The following is a 19071-nucleotide window of genomic DNA, read 5'->3' on the forward strand; positions in this document are numbered from 1 at the left end:
TCAGTGATTTTAGGTCCAATTTTGTTTATGTTGATTCAGATCATTCAAGTGGTGATTCCAATCATTCCAGGTGGTATCAGCTGTGCCGCAGGAGTTTTGATCTTTGGCCCATTTGCTGGATTTATTTATAATTATGTCGGGATCGCGATTGGTTCTGTGATCATTTTCTTATTGGGACGTCAGTATGGGAAGCCATTTATCTTAAGCTTAGTCAGCGATAAAACGTATAATAAATATATTAGTTGGTTAGACAATGAAAAACGATTTGAACGGCTTTTTGCTCTAGCTATTTTTCTTCCGATTGCTCCAGATGATGCACTTTGTTTGATGGCTGGCTTAACTAAAATGTCATTGAAGAAATTTACGCTAATCATCATCCTAGCAAAACCTGTTTCAATTTTCTTATACAGCTTAGCATTGATATACGGCGGAACGTTCTTGAACGGTTTATTAGGCTTTTAAAACTTAAAAATATATAATAGAATAAATAGGATGGTTGAGACAGTCTTCGAATCTTAGTATTTTAGCACTTAAAATTTGATGTGATCGACGTGTAACGTAGTTGGTTCCTCTGATCTTACCATTTATGCGGATTCCATGTGATTGAGATATGACTCGAAGAGTTGCATCCCAATCACATCTTCTTTTATTTTTGTAAGGGTGGATTAAAATGATGAAATACTTAAAAAATAGTTTTAAAAATATGATTGATTTTTTTGCAGGTACATCTGCTTATTTTCGTGATGTTTTGTTGATGCACGGTTTTATGCTTTTTGTGGTACTCCCTCTTTTAGCCAGTTCAACCCGCTTTATTTTAAGGCAAGGGAAAATTGAATATCTATCTTACGATACGCTCCCAATTATTTTTTCAAAACATCCCGGTGTCTTGATTGCGTTGATAGTTGTACTGATAACAATCATAATTGCCGTCTTCTTTGAATTTACTTTTCTGTTACTGAGTATTTTTTTCATAAAGAAAAAAGAACCGATTTCCTTAACGAATTTATTAAAAGGAACACTACTGCAGTTGAAGAAAATTCGATTTAGTACGCTTTTGTTTTTCTTATTTTACTTTTTCTTAGTTTTACCGCTTAGTGGTTTAGGGTTCAATTCAGATTTATTGGCAAAAATAAAAATCCCAGCTTTTATTATGGATTTCATTTTTGCCAATCGAGTGACCTTTATTGCTTTGGTTATTTTAGGATACTTGATTTTCTTCTATCTTTCGATTCGACTTATTTTTGCATTACCAGAAATGATTTTAAGGGATGTTCCCTTTCGACAAGCAGTTAAGGAAAGTTGGCGTTCAACTAAAAATCATTTCTTTAAGATTTTAGGGCAGTTTATTGTGATTGGTGGCAGTATTATTTTTGTATTTGTCCTTAGTTATACTGTAATCTTAACGCTTCAAGCGATCGTCGAAACCGCAATACCAAGTTACGCATTAGTTAGCGCCGTTATAGCGATGACACTTTTACAAATCATTTTGCTACTGAACATTATTTTTACTACAGTTGGTATATTTTATATCACGATTGACTACATGGACGATGAAGGGTTCTTACCCGAATCACCCCAATGGTTCTTCGATCAGCCTAAACAACAAAAAAAAGAATGGTCTTTTTTTAAAATTGGATTATTTGCTTTTACAGCTGCCTTATTTGGTATCGGTGTCGGAACTTACAATACGAATTACTTAAGCAATCCTTCTGTAACCGAACCTTTAACGATTTCTCATCGAGGAGTAGATGCAGCGAATGGCGTTCAAAATACGTTACCCGCTCTCGAAAAGACAAGTTTAGAACATCCTACCTATGTAGAAATGGATATTCAAGAAACCAAAGACAAGCAATTCGTCGTTATGCATGATTTCAACTTAAAAAAACTGACGGGTGTTAACAAACGGCCCAACCAATTGACATTAGCTGAATTGACCACACTAACGGCTAAAGAAAATGGAATGTCCGCCAACGTTTGCTCTTTTGACGAATATCTAAAAAAAGCAAAAAATCTCAATCAAAAACTATTGATTGAAATCAAAACAACACCGCAGGACAGCCCTGATCTGGTTAAACGATTCACTGAAAAATATCGGAAAGTCATTCTATCAGAAAAACATATTCTTCATACGTTGACCTTTGATACAGCAACTGAATTAAAAAAAGAGGAACCTGACTTTTATGTCGGGTATATCCTCCCTTTCAATATAGTAGGCCCTCCGGTTTCAAACGTGGATTTCTTTACAATGGAGTATACAACTTTAAATCGAAACTTTATCAACGCCGCCCATAATGACGGAAAAAAAGTCTATGCTTGGACAGTTAATGATGAGGATACAATGACTCGAATGATGTTTTATGGCGTAGATGGCATTGTCACTGATGAACTAAACGTACTGAATAAGACAATCAAAACTGATTTAGATGAGCTTACTTATTCTGATAAACTGTTACACTTTGTTATCGGGATCGGTTAAAAGCAGAAGTAAATAAATAGAGTGACATCAGTGTACCGACCCCAAAAGTTAGATTTTTAGGTCTAACTTTTGAGGTCACTACACAGCCCTTAATAAGCGATGTCACTCTATTTGTCTTTACTTTATGCTCATACGAGTCTTGCCTTCTTGGCACATATAAAGTAGTGGGCAGATATCACATTTAGGATTTCTTGCCAAACAGTGATAACGACCGAAAAAAATCATCGTATGATGGGTTTTCACCCACAATTCTTTTGGAATTTTCCTCATTAGCGTCTGTTCAACTTCCATCACATTGGCATCTAATTTGCAGATGCGTAGTCGTTTGGATACACGTTCAACATGCGTATCCACAGCAATTGCTGGCTCTCCAAAAGCATCTCCCATCACGACATTCGCCGTTTTGCGACCAACACCAGGCAGTGTCACAAGCTCTTCACGCGTTTCTGGAACTCTTCCGCCAAATTGATCTAGCAATTGAGCAGCGCAAGCCTTGATATTTTTGGCTTTATTTCGATATAGCCCAATAGTTTTAATTTTTTGAATGATCTCTTCTATAGGAGCTGCTGCCAATGCTTCAGGTGTTGGATATGCTGCAAATAATGCAGGAGTTGCTTTATTTACAGATACATCTGTTGCTTGAGCACTTAAAATAACAGCAATCAATAGCTGAAATGGACTTTCATGTGTCAATTCACATGATGCTTCTGGAAACATATCATACATGACCTTTATCGCTTCCATGGTTTTCTCTTTAGAGAGCATTTACCTACCTCCTACTCACTATCTTCTGGATTAAGCCAATTGTGCAGAGTAACTTTCGGTATCGGCTCATTTGCAGCGTCTTGTTGCTCAATCTCTTTTTGGATCAATACTTGTTTTCTACGTTTTTGATCTTCAGCCACCTGCTCTTTAGTCGTAATGTTTTTACGTTCCCAAGCAAGTAAAATCCGATCGATATACTTTAAACTGTAAGCTTGATTCAATACAGCCTCTCGTAATGCCAATCGAATCAGTTCGGGTTGATAATGATCTGTTTCCAACCATTGGCCAATCATCTCTAATTCAATCGGTGATAATTGCCGACCAAACTCCTTTTCAAATCCTTGATAAAGTTGCTTAATGGTTTCTTCTGAGGAACGTTCTTGTTGTTTTTCTGTTTGCTTTTGTTGTAGCAACGCTATTTTGTCGAAGATAGGCAGCAAGTCATACGTATCCATCATTTGACCTTGTTCATTCTGTTTTGTTTGAATAATCAACAAGCCCCGTGAAACAAGTTGATTTAACAACTTGTAAATAACATCTATAGGTTTTTCCATGATTTGACTGATCTCTGCTAAATCAGGAAATAAATCTCCTTTTGCTTGAGAACGAAATAATTGTAGCCAAAATAAAAACTCTTCATCGGTTAACCCTATTTTCTGATAGTTCTCAATAACTAAATTGGAGACAGTCGTTTCACCGGCCTTGAGATATTCATTGATTGATAACATAACTGCTCCCTCATTTCTGTTACTATTTAAATAGGTCATTCTGTAATTTTATAAACATCATAATAAATTGATTTCATATAGTCGATCAAATACTGCGGATTAAGCGTTTCTCCTGTTGCCTCTAAAATCAGTTGATTTGGTTTTCTTGATGCACCATATTGATGGATATGCTCTGTGAGCCAATTTTTGATTACTGAATAATCATCACTAGCTAAAACAGCATCTACATCCATTTCTTTCCCCATAGCATGCCGCAATTGTGCTGCATACATATAGCCAAGAGCGTAGGAAGGAAAATACCCAAAACTGCCGCCTGACCAATGTACATCTTGCACAATACCTTCCAAATCATTTTCTGGGCGGATTCCAAGATATTCTTCATACTTATCATTCCAAATTTGTGGTAAATCATCAATAGAAACATCTTCATTAAAAATCATTTTTTCGATTTCATAACGAATAATAATATGAAGAGGATAAGTCAGACTATCTGCTTCGATTCTTATCAAACTTGCTTTTGTCTCTTTTAGAGAATCGTAAAAGCTCTCGAAATCAATGTCGTCAAATGTTCCTTCTGTACATTCTTTAAAAAATGGAAATTGTTTTTGCCAAAATTGCTTATTGCTACCAATAATAATTTCATTGAATAACGATTGAGACTCATGGATTCCCATTGAAGCTCCAGTTGCTAAAGGTGTGTAATCGTATTTTGGGTCAATACTTTGCTCATAAATACCGTGGCCAGCTTCATGAATAACACCAAACGTCGCCATTGTAAAATCTGTTTCGTCCCAACGAGTCGTAATCCGAGCATCATTTCGATTTAGCGCCAACATAAATGGATGGACAGTGTCATCTAAACGACCACGTGAAAAATCATATCCTAATTGTTCTACAACTCCTGATACAAAGGTTTTCTGTTGGTCTTTTGTCACTTTTCTAGTTAAAAAATCCGTACGTGGAACAGTTCCTTTTTCAGTGACAGTTGCTCTGATTTCCATGATACCCGCTTTTAATTGGGTGAAAATCTGGTCTAATTTTTCAACAGTCAAACCTGGCTCGTATTGATTTAATAAAACATCATAGTTTGTCGCTTCATCTTTTTTCCAAAAAGGAATAAATTCTTTTAAGAAATCAATAATTATATGGATTTCATTTTTCATTTCAGCAAAATTTTTCGTTTTTCTGGCTTGCAACCAAGCTGTATGAGCGTTTGATAATGCTGTGTTATAGGCTTGCATTCGCTCAGCAGGAATACTGTGATTCAGCTCATATTCTTCTTTAACCTTTTTATAAACTGCTGATCCGACTTCTGATAATTCATCAGGATGTGTATCAAAATAAGCTAAAGCTTCTTGAACTTTTGGTCCTACACTACGTTCGAAGGCCATCCCCGAAATATAGCCAACAGATTCTCCACGAAAAGAACTACTTGCTTCTGGCATACCAGTTTGACTATCCCACTCTAATAAACCAATCGCTTGATTTAATAGTTGAATTTCTTTGATTTCTTTTAAAAATTCCTGTTCTTTCATACTCTCTCGCCTACTCTTCTCTTGGTTTTCTTGGTGGTCTTTCTCCCCAATACTGGAATAAATCAGTACGTAATGCACCATTATACAATTTTCTCTTCTTCGTTGCTCGTGCTCCATAATATTGTTCAAAAGTTAAATCACTCGTTAAAATGTACTTACTCCAAGTTTTAAGTGGACGGAAGACTTCGCCCATCTCTTTATATAATTTGCGAACAGATTCTTCTTCACCTAAACGTTCCCCATAAGGCGGATTAGCAACCATTACACCATACTCTTTTTCAGTTGTAAAATCACGCAACGCTAATTGTTTGAATGTGATTGAGTCCCCTAAACCAATCTCTTCCGCATTGGCTTTCGCAATTTCAATCATTTTACCATTGATATCCGATCCCATAATATCTAATTCTACATCATAATCTGCTTGTTCATCGGCTTCTTTACGAACCTTTTCAAAAACGGCTGAATCAAACCAGTCCCAAGTTTCACAAACAAACTCACGATTAAATCCTGGTGCAATATTATGTCCAATCAAAGCTGCTTCAATGCAGATTGTTCCCGATCCGCACACTGGATCAAAGAAAGGACGGTCTTTACGCCAGTTTGTTAACATCACCAAAGCAGCAGCCATATTCTCCTTCAAAGGAGCCCCACCTTTTTCAATACGATAACCACGTTTAAATAAACTTGGACCAGTTGTATCAAGAGTTACTGTTACATGGTCTTTCAAAAGAGCAACCTCTAGTTGGAAAAATGCTCCTGATTCTGCTAAAGGTACAGTTGCTGGACGATGATATACTTCCCTCAAGCGGTTTACGATCGCTTTTTTTGTAATAGACTGACAATCAGGTGTACTGTACAATTTAGATTTGATTGATTTACCAGCTACTGGAAATTCAGCATCCATCGGCAAATAATCTTCCCAAGGTAATGCTTTGACTTTTTCAAATAATTCATCAAAACTAAATGCATCGAACTCACCGACAATGATTTTAATACGATCTGCTGTACGCAGCCATAAATTCGCTGTAGCGATTGTTTCCATTGTTCCTTCAAATAGGGCTTTCCCATTCTCTACTTCACAAGGGATACCCAAACCACGCAATTCCTTCCCTACTAGTGCTTCTAATCCGCTTGCTGCTGTTGCAACAAGCTTAAATGTTTTTTCTTTTGTCATTATATCTCCTCTTGTTCCACTATCAGAACGACTTGATTATCTAGCTAAAATTGACTCTTACTTTAAAAAAAGCCTTCACAACAAAGTTGGAAGGTCATCCTGAATACTTGTAATTTTCTGTAAGCCATGTTCTGTATCGAATGTCTCTCAGGGAAAGACATTCGATGGTCATCATCTATCTGCAGAAATAATTCTGCCTCTTCTACTCGTTCATTTCCTTTAGAAGAGTGCCCCTACCATAGTTTGGGTTGCTCGCTCGAGGGGTTTACCGCGTTCCACCAATTCCGTTTCCAAAATTGCTTCGTCACTGTGGCACTTTCAAGGGTACTTTGACATAGCCGAAACCTTAGTCATTTTTCCTGCCGTTACTCTAAAATGCAAAATCAGCTTGTCCGAAAACTTACGAATTTCACAAAATTAAGTACCTTAGCTTATGATTTCGCTAAGCACGAACACTACAGACATCTCAGCCTGTGCGAGCATGGACTTTCCTCAGCCTGAATAAATTCAAACCGCGATCACCCGAAAATTACAAAATGTTGATGTTACTAATTTAAAATTGACGTGTTTCTGAGTTGTCGATTTCACGTTCATATGAATTATGATGTAAATTGCTTTCATATGGATTAGAATGGCTCATACCTGAAATCGGATTTGAAGCTGGAGTATCGTCTAATTTTTTACCAAACACTTCACGTTCTAAATTAGACAAACGTTTTAGAATATCAAAGTTTGTGACAGCAGCACTTTTTGGCATTTCTTGTGTGCTACGTGTTGGCATCGCTTGTTGTACTTTAGATGCTTGATCAAGCTTAGCAAGTAAACGGTTGTTTTCTTCTTGCAATGTTAAAAGTTCTTTGTTGTACGCTTCATAGTCTTTGATCACGTTATCTAAAAATTCATCAACTTCAACTGGATCATAACCGCGCATTTTTGTTTTAAATTCTTTTTGTAAAATATCTTTTGGACTGTATACTAAATTTGCCATACTTACACCTCATTAGTTTTCTTTGATTAGGATAAAAGTTCATAGTTCAACAGCATTATTGTATCGGAAAATCGTCAGAAAATCAAACAGATTCTCACTATTCCATCGAGTTTTGTAAATCATCCATGGATATTAGGCGGATTTCATAAGGAAATTTCTCCGAAAAAAGCTCTGCATCTTTTAAAAAATACTCTGTCTTACCGGGATATTCCTTATCATAGACAAGCAAACTAGCACCAGAATGTTCTAATATAAAACGTGTATGCATTTTTAATTGCGCGGGTGACTTATAGGGTTGATGGCTCACTGAATCAACAAAATCTGCCAAAAGCTCAATTTTTTCTATATTTGCACGATTTTTTTCATTCCAATTGCTGCCGAAATCTTTAAAAGGATAAATAATTCCTAATTTTAATTCTGGATAATCATTTTTCAATTCAGCCACAACTTCTGCTGCCCAAATCTCTGTTCCAAGATTCCCAGAAACTAAAATCCACTCTAATCCAGTGTCCAAATAGCCTATAATTTCTTTTTTTAATACATTTTTAATAACTGTAATTTTAGGGTCATTGTCTTGAAATGCCCCGATTTCAAAGCTTTTATAGCCAGTCACATAAAGTGTTTTTATGTTTTCCATAGACATTCCTTTTCTTTCATAAAGATTTTTTGTTATAATATTGGCTAGGAGTGTGATAGAAATGGCTTTTCATTATCCTAATGGTACTCCCTACAATAATCATGAAGCACCACTATCAAAAAAACAAGTAAAAAAGCAAAAATCAATTCAATTTGGTAAACGAGGCATGGATTTCGAAGAAGAAATCAATAAAAGTAACGCTTTTTATTTAGCTCGTACTATCGCTGTCGTTCATAAAAAACCTACCCCCGTGCAAATTGTTAAAGTTGATTACCCAAGGCGCAGTGCTGCTGTAATCAAGGAAGCTTACTTTAGACAGGCCTCCACTACAGATTATAATGGTGTCTACAACGGATATTATCTGGATTTCGAAGCAAAGGAAACAAAGAATAAAACGTCTTTTCCTCTGAAAAACTTCCACCAACACCAGATTGATCATATCCAGCAATGTTTGGCGCAAAAAGGGATTTGCTTTGTTCTATTGTGGTTTTCTTCATTGAATAGATGTTTCTTTTTTAGCGGAGAAGATTTAGTAACCTATTGGTCAGAACAAGAAAGCACTGGAAAAAAATCGTTGCCTTTATCTATTATTGAAAAAAATGGGATAGAAATCCAAATTGGCATTGCACCTCGAGTACCATACTTGGATGCGGTCCGGCAACATATTCAATCAAACAAAGGAGTTGCGATTAATGACAACTGATGAAATAGGCTCACGTGCAGCAAGACATGGACATACTTCTGTAACGAACAGCACTGAAAGCACATCGCCATCTAACGGTGGTAAAAAACCAAAGAAAAAACGAATCCTTTTAAAGCTATTTCTAGGGGTGGTTCTACTTGGAATTCTAGGTCTTCTAGCTGGTCTAGGTCTTTTCTGGTCTTATGCAAAAGATGCACCAAAATTAGAAGATGATAAACTAAGCGCAACCGTTTCTTCAAAACTATACGATGCTAACAATGAAGTCTTTGAAGAATTGGGTGCTGAAAAACGTGAAATGATCAAGCCAACCGATGTTCCACAGTTACTGAAAGACGCAGTCGTATCTGTCGAAGACAAACGTTTTTATAAGCATAGCGGTGTCGACCCGATTCGTATTATGGGTTCTGCTTTTTCAAATTTTAAAACTGGTGGACTTCAAGGTGGTAGTACACTAACACAGCAATTGATCAAGCTGTCTTACTTCTCAACAAAAGAAAAAGACCAAAATCTTAAACGAAAAGCACAAGAAGCTTGGCTTGCGATTGAACTTGAGAAAGAAAAATCAAAAGAAGAAATTCTAACGTATTATATCAATAAGGTTTACATGGCCAATGGTTTGTATGGTATGGAAACGGCTGCTCAATCCTATTTTGGAAAACCACTATCTGAGCTGAATTTACCGCAAACAGCTTTACTTGCTGGCATGCCGCAAGCACCAAATGATTATGATCCATATGTGAAACCAGATGTTGCAAAGGAACGCCGTGATGTTGTTTTATACACAATGAAAGAGAATAATAAAATCACGCAAAAAGAATATGATGATGCAAAAGCAACACCGATCAACGATGGCTTGCAACCTTTAAAACAATCAAATGAAAATCGTAAAATCATTGATAACTATATTAGAGAAGTTATTGCTGAAGTAGAAAGTATGGGCAAAAATCCTTATACAGATGGTTTAGATATCCATACCAACCTCGATATGAATGCACAAAAACGACTTTATGACATTATCAATAGTGATACTTACGTTGAATACCCTGACCAAGATTTCCAAGTAGCATCAACTGTAATCGATGTAAAAACGGGACAAGTCAAAGCGCAAATCGGTGGCCGTAACATTCCTGATGATGTTCAACTTGGAACGAATTTAGCTGTTGAAACTCACCGCGATGTAGGCTCAACTATGAAACCGATCGCCGATTACGGTCCAGCTATCGAAAACTTAAATTACTCAACTGGCCGTATTATGATGGATAAACCAACTAACTATGAAGGAACCAATATTCCTGTTACAAATGCTGATATGCAGTACTACGGTGCACTTACAATGCGCAAAGCAATCATGTACTCTCGTAACACGACAGCAATCCAAACCTTTGATGCTGTTGGGAGTGATAAATCCGCTGCCTTTCTTAAAGATTTAGGCATAGAGTTTAAAAATATAGTCGCTGCAAATGCAATTTCTAGTAATACCAGTGACTTAGGTGGAAATAAATATGGTGTTTCTTCCTTAAAGCTAGCCGCTGCATATGCTGCCTTTGCGAATATGGGCGTCTACAATAAGCCTTACTACGTTAACAAAATCGTCTATCAAGACGGCTCTGAAGATGTCACTGAAACTGAAAGTAAGCGTGCGATGAAAGATTCAACTGCCTATATGGTGACGGATATGCTTAAAGATGTTATCTCTGGCGGTACAGCCTTCAATGCAGGAATACCTGGATTGATTCAAGCTGGAAAAACGGGTACAGCCAACTACACTGATGATGATCTCATGAAAATAGGTGCTTCTGAATCATCTAGCATTGCGCCTGACAGTACATTTGTTGGTTACACACCACATTATGCAGTTTCTGTGTGGACCGGTTATAATCAGCGTTTAACACCTATTCCTTATGAATATTGGGGCACTGCATCCGACGTATATAGAGAAATGATGACTTATCTGTCCGAAGGTGTTTCTAATGATGATTGGACGATGCCAGATACTGTGATACGTTCTGGTAGTGAATTATATGTGAAAGGTGCTTACGAAGAACAATTGTTGCCTTCAAACACTGGTAATGCTACTTCTTCATCTTGGGAGAGCCCTGTAAGTTCTGAATCAACAACTACAAGTAGTTCTACCTTACCATCACAAACAGAACCATCTGTACCACAATCAAGTGAGTTGCCGGCTTCATCTACTCAACAAACAGATCCACCGGCATCAACTACACCAAGCGAAGTATTACCAAGCAGTGAACCGCCGCAAGAATCATCTACGCCTCCCATTATACAAAATAATTCAGCCAGAAGACGCTTATCTCCTGGCTGACCTAAAAAAGATACGTTATCTCATACCGAGATAACGTATCTTTTTTATTGGTTGTTTAATGCTGCTTCTACAAATCCTTTGATCAACAGTTGTGGTCTATTTGGTCTAGAAATTAATTCTGGATGAAATTGGCAAGCAACAAAGAATTTCTTCTCTGGTAACTCTACAATTTCAACTAAGCGGTTGTCTGGTGAAACACCAGAAAAGACTAAACCATTTTCTTCAAATAATTGACGGTATTTATTGTTGAACTCATAGCGATGACGGTGACGTTCTTGAACAACTTCTTGTCCTTCATAAGCTGCTGCAGTTACGCTGCCTTTTTTTAATTTACATGGGTATAATCCTAGACGTAAAGTTCCACCTAAGTTTTCAACATTTTCTTGATCCGCCATCAAATCGATGATGTTATTAAGGATTTCCGGGTTATTTTCAGCCGAACCTGCATCTTCCAATTTTACAACATTACGGGCAAATTCAACACAGGCCATTTGCATACCTAAGCAAATTCCAAGAAATGGCACATCATTCTCACGAGCAAAACGAATCGCTTCAATCTTCCCTTCTACTCCACGATCACCAAAGCCTCCTGGAACTAAAATTCCGTCAGCATCTTTTAAAATTTCTGCAACGTTTTCTTCAGTTAATTCTTGGGAATCGATCCAATCGATCGCAATATCAGAATCAAACGCAAAGCCAGCATGTTTTAATGCTTCTACAACGGATAGATAGGCATCAGGAAGTTCTACATATTTCCCAACTAATGCAATTCTAGTTGTTTTTTTCAAACCTAAGACTTTTTCTTCCAAGGCGCGCCATTCTGTCATATCAGCAACTGGCACATCAAGTTTAAGATGATCACAGACGATTTGGTCCATATTTTGTGCCTGTAATGCTAATGGAATAGAGTAAAGTGTTTCTACGTCACGTGATTCAATAACTGCTTCTGGCTCTACATCACAAAATTGAGCTAATTTGTTTTTTGTTCCTTGAGAAACTGGTAATTCTGTACGAACAACCAAAATATTTGGTTGAATACCTAAACTACGTAATTCTTTTACGCTGTGTTGTGTGGGTTTAGTTTTCATTTCACCAGCTGCTTTTAGATAAGGAATCAAAGTTGTATGGATATACATCACATTATCGCTACCCACTTCTGCTTTCATTTGACGTAAAGCTTCTAAAAATGGCAAAGATTCGATATCGCCAACTGTTCCACCCACTTCTGTAATAATGATATCAGCATCTGTCATGCTAGCTGCTCGCATGATTTTGTCCTTGATTTCATTTGTAATATGTGGAATAACTTGAACAGTTGCACCTAAATATTCACCTTTGCGTTCCTTTCTCAAAACTTCTGAATAAATTTTCCCTGTGGTTACGTTTGAATATTTATTTAAGTTGATATCAATAAAACGTTCGTAATGACCTAGATCCAAATCTGTCTCGGCACCGTCATCTGTGACAAAAACTTCTCCATGTTGGTAAGGACTCATTGTTCCTGGATCCACATTGATATACGGATCAAATTTTTGAATCGTTACTTTCAAGCCGCGATTTTTTAATAAACGTCCTAATGATGCTGCAACAATTCCCTTCCCAATAGAAGAAACCACGCCGCCTGTAACAAAGATATATTTTGTCATAATATAAAAAAACCCTTTCTCAAAATAGATTTGTAGAGATAAGTAAACAATGAATCGTTTTTTGCTAGCATAAAAAACAAAAGCTCCCTATCCAAAATGAATAGGGAGCTGGAATTCGTTGTAAACTTCTGACCTTCTCAAAGGTGCCCAAGTAGTATAATACAAGCAAATTTGTTTGAGGTCAAGCATTTCTATTAGAAGACATTTGTTTTTTTAATAAACGCTTATGTCTGTACTTTTTTTATTCTTTGATGTAAGCATTTTTATAAGTACAAGTTGCACCAAAGTTATGGTATTCGATACCTTCAACTCCAGGACGAACCAATTGCCCCCGTGCTTGTTGGTATAACGGAATCAATGCAACATCTTCTTCAACCAAAACTTTTTCTGCAGCAATCAATGTTTCCCACCGTTTTTCTGGTTCGTTAGCATATTTATTCGATGCATCATCAATCAATTGATCATATTTCTCACTGCGATAGCTTGTTTTATTTTTTGTGCTTACTGAACTTTCTAAGAAAGTCATTGGGTCTTGATAATCTGGTCCCCACATGCTGACAGAAAGTTCATAGTCCCCTTTTTTCATAAGTTCGATCGAGTTATTCAACGGAACCGTTTTGACATTTATTTTTAAGCCTGGCAGTGTTTTTTCCAGTTGGCCTTGAATAAATTCAGCTACTTTCTTGTCGCCATCACCATCTTTAGACAGTAATTCGATTGTTACATCTCCGTTTAATTCTTTCTTTGCTTTGTCTAAATATTCGTTAGCTAATTTTTCATTCGTTTTAACTAAATCGCCTGCCTCTTTTCTGAAATCTTCTCCTGTTTTTGGATTGGAGACAAAGTCTTTAGGAATATATCCATAAATATCTTTTGAACCATCTGCTAAGATGTTGTCCACCAAACTTTTTTTATCAAGCGCATAGGCAACTGCTTTTCGTACATTTTCATTCGCAAAAATCGATGGTTTGTCATTTCTTTTTTGGTTCATTCTTAATGAGTAGACTTTTGAGCGTTGAATCGCTTCATAGTCTGGATTATCTTTATTTTGTTTTGCAAAATCTCCAGTTAAGATTGCTACATCTAATTCACCAGATTCGTAAAGGTTAAAGACTGTATTCGTTTCTTTTAAGACTTCAAAATGAATTTTTTCTGATTTTACTTTGTCTGCATCGTAATAATCTGGATTCGAAACTAAATCCCAAGACATTGAAGCTTGATCCCAGTTTTTCATCAAGAATGGTCCATTAGAAACGATATTTTCACTAGAGGTGCCATATTCTTTGCCTTTTTCTGTCACAAATTTTTCATTTTGAGGGAAAAACGGTGAAAAGGCTAATAATGAAGTGAAATATGGAACTGGTTTTGCCATTTTGATTTCAAGTGTATAGTCATCAAGGGCTTTTACACCTAATTCATCCGCTGCTTTTTCTTCATTTACAATCTCAGTCCCGTTAAGAATAGTTCCGTCCATTAAGAAGAAATAATTAGCTTGGTTTTTAGGATCTGCCATCTTTTTCCATGCGAACACAAAATCATTGGCGGTTACTTTGTCACCATTTGACCATTTGGCATCTTCTCTTAGTTTGATTGTATAGGTTTTACCATCCTCTGAGATTTCTGGCATTGCTTTGGCTACAGCTGGAATAACATTGTCTTTTTCATCTAATTGATACAATCCTTCAAAAACATTTGATTGTGCATTAACACTCGGCTCATCTTGTGTAAAAATCGTGTCCATCGATCCAACTTCTGATGATTCCATTAAATTTAAGACTTTTGAAGATTTTTGACCAGTTGCGACTTTAGCATCTGTGCTATTTGCTGATTTATTACTTGTATTTCCCCCGCAAGCTGAAAGTAGCAATAGCGTTGTAATCAATGTGATACTCTGTTTTAACCCTTTTTTCATACGTTCCACCTTTTCCTTCTATTTTTTATTTATTATACAAGTTCATCCATAGCAATCAAATCTTGCTGTACATCTAAGTAAGCATATGGAAGACCTTGGTTTTCATACTCGAATTCCCCACGTTGATTATCGATCGGATCTGCTCGTAAAAACTGTTTGGGCGGATTAAAATCCGTTTGAATCTCGCTATTTGCTGGCATTCTGAAAACATCCAGATTGCCAAAGTAATAATTCCAACGATCCAAATCACCATTTCTACGTGCGCCACCGCCAAATGATAAATCTGCAAAAACCCACCCATAAGGTGCAACATAGAATTGCGCCCAATCGTGACAACCTGTGTAGTATTGCGACACATATAAGCCTGACTGCCACTTTGCCGGGATTTTAGCCATGCGGCATAATGTGATGAACAGAATAGCTTGAACACCACAATCGCCTTTTAAATTGACTGCAGCATACTCAGAAATGTTATCAATGGTAAAATATTCACGCATAAAAGAATAATTGACTTTTGTCGTGATAAAATCATATATTTTACGTGCTTTTTTGATTGGATTCGTTTCGCCTGCTAAAACTTCAGTTAGCACTTGTTCTAAATAAGGCGTGAAACGAATGTGAGGTAACTGTTCATGTAGCTCAAATTCTGGCTGGACTTCAGTAGCTTTTTTTGGGTCTAAGTCAACATAATCAACTTGATTGATATAGCTATATTCAACTGAGAACACTTGATCTTCTTTAAGAATCGTCTCAAAATAAATCGTACGTTGTGCTTCTTTTTCTGGTGCAATAAACGTTGCTTCTGGTACTGTTTTCAAGATTTGAATATCCGAAGTTTGTTTGCACTCTTTAGGTAATGGCAGATAAACTCGAACAGTCTCACCAGGACGTTCGTATTGTTTTTTGACTTTAATACTTGTTTTTAGATGAATTTTGACCTTCCTGCTACCATTTTCTTTCATAAGTTGAACATTTTGAGTCAGTTCTTGTTTGCGTAAACGATCGACTTCGTTATCCTCTTTCACAATCAATCGAGCTTCATAATCTGCTTGTGTTTTGATCAAATTCAACAAGAAACGGCGTTGAAAATGGATCTTACCATCAATATACAGCCAATCAACTTTTCCAGTTTCTTTTAAACTAGTTAATTCTTGCTCTTGATAGTCTTTAAATGTTGCCTCCATCATTTGACTTGCTTCGGAAAAATCAAATGGATATTCATTGATCCCAACAATTCGAATGATATCTTGTTCAATTTCTAATCGTTTCCTTAAAGCTTCAGGTAATTCATTTGATAGTAAGTGTTCAATCAATGTTGCTGCACCATCAAAATCACCATAGTTTTTTAGTTTAAGCACATCTTCTGGTAATGGTACGCTCATATAGCTTAAATCATAATACATTCGGCATTCACCTTTCTTATTTGTATTGTGGCTATTTACTTAATCCTAAACCTACTTTATTCGTTAAAGAGATAATACTGGTAGGTTCTAACCCAACACCACCAGGGATTGCCACTTCGTTCAACCCAAAAGTTGCATCTAAATCAGCTCTTGTAATATTTTTAGTTGCAGCAGCTAAATGTGCGGCTGCAGTCACACCAATGTTGGTTTCTTCTACCATACATCCAATCATGCACTCCACACCAGCTGCTTCGCAGATACTATTGATTTTTAACGCTTCATGGATTCCGCCACATTTCATCAATTTAATATTAACAAAATCCACTGCACGAGCTTTGATTAAGCGTAAAGCATCTTTAGAATCAAAACAGCTCTCATCTGACATAATTGGCGTTGTAACATGATTTGTAACAAAAGTCAGCCCTTCAATATCATGATACGCAACCGGCTGTTCCACTAATTCAATCCCGTATTGTGCTAAATGATTGATCGTATTTACAGCTTCTTTCGGTTTCCACCCTTGATTGGCATCAAGGCGTAGATTGATGTGACTCCCCACAACTTCCCTAATTGCCTTTATTCTGGCAACGTCTGTTGTAAAGCCTGTCCCTACTTTTATTTTTAATGTATCAAAGCCTTGCGAAATAGCTAACTTTGCCTTTTCGGCCATTATTTCAGGTGTATCGATTCCAATCGTCATATCTGTTTTGACAGAAGAAGAAAAACCACCCAAGAGTTTGTAAACTGGAAGATTGGCCTTTTTTCCAAATAAATCATAACAAGCAATATCAATTGCTGTTTTTGCTGAAGGTGCATGTGCCGCAACTGAATCCATAATGCTATGAACTTTCTCAATATCTAATGGATCGACGCCTAATAGGTGTTTTTCAAATAGCTGAATACATTCTGTCGTGCCGTTTAACGTTTCTCCTGTAATCAAAATTCCTGGTGAACCTTCACCATACCCGATGATTCCCTCATCTGTTACGATTTCAACGATTGCACTCATCGAATGATCAATCGTCCCAAGTGAAATTGTGATCGGTTCTTTTAATTTTACTGCTTTTGGTGCAACATTGATTTTTGTTATTTTCAAGTTTTTTCCCCCAATAGTACTCATTTTTAATAGTATACTCATTTTTAACCTGTGTTTAAATTTTACCACTGAAAATTAAATATGACGAAAGGAAATAATAAATTTCCTTTTTTTAATTTTGAATTAAATTCTATCACAAAATTTGAATTATTGGTTACAATTTTAAGTTTACTCTATGCAAATGTCAATATAATAATGAGATTTTGATGTGTTTTTATTCATTAAAATTCAAGTGCTTGTAATTTTGTGGTGAATCCGAGATAATATGGATGAAAATAGGATTCTAAACAAAGGACGGCTGCAGATGGAATTTAGAAAAATCAAGAATTTAAGAAAAGAAAAAAAGATCACTTTGACTGAACTTGGTGAAAAAACTGGTTATTCCGCGAGTTTTTTATCGCAAATTGAGCGCGGCACTAATCGACCATCTCTAGAAGCATTAAGAAAAATCGCTGATGCCTTAGATGTCACTGTTGCTTCTCTCTTGGCTAACGAAGCACCCCAAGTAATACAAGATGAAGAAACATCAGAAAATGGCTACAAAGTCATTCGCAACTCTTCTGGTACAATCTACAATCCATGGCAAACAAACTCTACTTATTATGATACTTTATTTAATTTACCCGTACATACAAATAACATGGTAATTTCAAAAATTTATATTGATGCACAATCCTCTTCTAGCGGAAGGAAAATTGCCCATAATCTTTGTGAAATTAATTACGTGATCAAAGGTGAAGCAACGATTGAATTGAAAGACAAAGTACTTATTCTACAAGAAGGTGATGCAATATTTTTAGAAGCATTTACGCAACATAATATCCTCAATGCAACCGAAAATGAGTTGATGTTGTTCACTTTGCAATTTTAGTTTAAGCTTAATTTTGTGGTGTGTAGTCATAGATCAACACTATGCTATTGAAAAAGATTCTCATTTACAAAGTATTTAAAAAAAGGTATCATATGAAAAGAATGAACTTAAAAGGAGTAGATACAATGACTGAAACAAATCAAGAATGGTCTGCTGAAGAGATTGAAAACATTAAAGAAGAGATTTTAACTGCGCTAGAAACAGTGATTGACCCTGAGCTAGGGATCGATATTGTTAACTTAGGATTGATTTATGAAGTGGAATTTGCGCAAAGTGGTGACACTGTTATCAAAATGACGCTAACAACCATGGGCTGTCCATTGGCTGATGTTCTGACTGAACAGATTCATGAAGCCTTAAAAGAAATTCCAGAAGTAAAAAATCCAGAAGTAAAACTTGTCTGGTACCCTGCTTGGACGACTGATAAAATGTCCCGCTATGCTCGAATTGCTTTGGGAATCAGGTAGACATTTACCAAGAACATAGCTTCTATCCAATCTAGAAAAACCTAGACAACAAAGAAGTAGCTAGTCTTCTAACCGTTATCTTAGTGATAGCAGTTAGGAGACTTTTTCTATAGCTAAAAAATTTTTTGGTATGACTTTTTACTAGATGATTTTTAAAAAAGCTATTTTGGAGCTTTTCCTTAACCGTTGACGCTCTTCAATAGAACAACTGTAGATAATATCAAATCTGACTCCCTCTCAAACAAAATAAGCTGAAAAGAATCAAAGAAAACACACGATTCTTTCCAGCCATAAACTTTTTATTTATTTTTCGATTTTTTTAAAACAGCGTTTAGCATAATGATACC

Annotated in this window: 15 protein-coding genes, 1 other RNA gene and 1 pseudogene; 6 read left to right on the plus strand and 11 right to left on the minus strand. The window is 36.3% G+C overall.

What is annotated here, in order from left to right:
• Positions 1-72: 72 nt before the first annotated feature.
• Positions 73-462: pseudogene (locus I580_RS05240) on the plus strand (TVP38/TMEM64 family protein); the annotation flags it as partial.
• Positions 463-673: 211 nt separating this feature from the next.
• Positions 674-2476, plus strand: coding sequence for a glycerophosphoryl diester phosphodiesterase membrane domain-containing protein (locus I580_RS05245; protein WP_010772339.1), 1803 nt, complete (start codon positions 674-676; stop codon positions 2474-2476).
• A 117-nt stretch (positions 2477-2593) separates the two neighbouring features.
• Here I580_RS05245 and nth read toward each other — a convergent pair whose 3' ends face one another.
• The 7 genes from nth to I580_RS05275 all read right to left on the minus strand — a co-directional run bounded on the left by nth (position 2594) and on the right by I580_RS05275 (position 8303).
• The gene (gene nth, locus I580_RS05250) at positions 2594-3241 is read right to left on the minus strand and encodes an endonuclease III (RefSeq protein ID WP_010772338.1); all 648 of its coding nucleotides are present in this window, start codon (positions 3239-3241) and stop codon (positions 2594-2596) included.
• 11 nt (positions 3242-3252) lie between these two features.
• Positions 3253-3969, minus strand: a complete 717-nt coding sequence (locus I580_RS05255; protein WP_010772337.1) for a DnaD domain protein — start codon at positions 3967-3969, stop codon at positions 3253-3255.
• 35 nt (positions 3970-4004) lie between these two features.
• A complete protein-coding gene (locus I580_RS05260; RefSeq protein ID WP_010772336.1) occupies positions 4005-5504 on the minus strand; it encodes a carboxypeptidase M32 in 1500 nt (499 codons plus the stop codon).
• 10 nt (positions 5505-5514) lie between these two features.
• Entirely contained in the window at positions 5515-6678 is a 1164-nt protein-coding gene (locus tag I580_RS05265) for a THUMP domain-containing class I SAM-dependent RNA methyltransferase (protein ID WP_010772335.1), read from the minus strand.
• A 115-nt stretch (positions 6679-6793) separates the two neighbouring features.
• Positions 6794-7208: RNase P RNA component class B (rnpB, locus tag I580_RS16695), an RNA gene on the minus strand.
• Between the two features lie 23 nt (positions 7209-7231).
• Positions 7232-7666 carry a cell division regulator GpsB gene (gene gpsB / locus I580_RS05270; protein ID WP_010772334.1) on the minus strand — a complete coding sequence of 145 codons (435 nt, stop codon included), beginning with the start codon at positions 7664-7666 and terminating at the stop codon, positions 7232-7234.
• A gap of 97 nt (positions 7667-7763) precedes the next feature.
• A complete protein-coding gene (locus I580_RS05275) occupies positions 7764-8303 on the minus strand; it encodes an SLOG family protein (RefSeq protein ID WP_010772333.1) in 540 nt (179 codons plus the stop codon).
• Positions 8304-8364: 61 nt separating this feature from the next.
• Between I580_RS05275 and recU the strand changes: the two genes are divergently transcribed.
• Together recU and I580_RS05285 are read left to right on the plus strand one after the other, a co-directional pair.
• Positions 8365-9006, plus strand: a complete 642-nt coding sequence (gene recU, locus I580_RS05280) for a Holliday junction resolvase RecU (protein ID WP_010772332.1) — start codon at positions 8365-8367, stop codon at positions 9004-9006.
• Complete coding sequence (locus I580_RS05285; protein WP_010772331.1) at positions 8996-11329, plus strand: PBP1A family penicillin-binding protein; 2334 nt, start codon at positions 8996-8998, stop codon at positions 11327-11329. Before recU ends, I580_RS05285 begins: the two co-directional genes overlap by 11 nt.
• A 44-nt stretch (positions 11330-11373) precedes the next feature.
• On the opposite strand, the gene pyrG is transcribed toward I580_RS05285, so the two are convergent.
• From pyrG to I580_RS05305, 4 genes are all read right to left on the minus strand, one after another.
• Entirely contained in the window at positions 11374-12975 is a 1602-nt protein-coding gene (gene pyrG / locus I580_RS05290) for a CTP synthase (RefSeq protein WP_010772330.1), read from the minus strand.
• Positions 12976-13216: 241 nt separating this feature from the next.
• A complete protein-coding gene (locus I580_RS05295; RefSeq protein WP_010772329.1) occupies positions 13217-14887 on the minus strand; it encodes a peptide ABC transporter substrate-binding protein in 1671 nt (556 codons plus the stop codon).
• A 32-nt stretch (positions 14888-14919) separates the two neighbouring features.
• The gene (locus I580_RS05300) at positions 14920-16290 is read right to left on the minus strand and encodes a transglutaminase family protein (protein ID WP_010772328.1); all 1371 of its coding nucleotides are present in this window, start codon (positions 16288-16290) and stop codon (positions 14920-14922) included.
• A 31-nt stretch (positions 16291-16321) separates the two neighbouring features.
• Positions 16322-17386: a dipeptide epimerase gene (locus I580_RS05305; protein ID WP_034860338.1), complete on the minus strand. Its 1065-nt coding sequence runs from the start codon at positions 17384-17386 to the stop codon at positions 16322-16324.
• 304 nt (positions 17387-17690) lie between these two features.
• Here I580_RS05305 and I580_RS05310 point away from each other — a divergent pair, with 304 nt between their 5' ends.
• Complete coding sequence (locus tag I580_RS05310) at positions 17691-18257, plus strand: helix-turn-helix domain-containing protein (protein ID WP_010772326.1); 567 nt, start codon at positions 17691-17693, stop codon at positions 18255-18257.
• A gap of 125 nt (positions 18258-18382) precedes the next feature.
• A complete protein-coding gene (locus tag I580_RS05315; protein ID WP_010772325.1) occupies positions 18383-18724 on the plus strand; it encodes a metal-sulfur cluster assembly factor in 342 nt (113 codons plus the stop codon).
• The last annotated feature ends 347 nt before the right edge of the window (positions 18725-19071 follow it).

Origin of the sequence: Enterococcus caccae ATCC BAA-1240, from assembly GCF_000407145.1 — a bacterium.
GTDB classification, from domain to species: domain Bacteria; phylum Bacillota; class Bacilli; order Lactobacillales; family Enterococcaceae; genus Enterococcus_L; species Enterococcus_L caccae.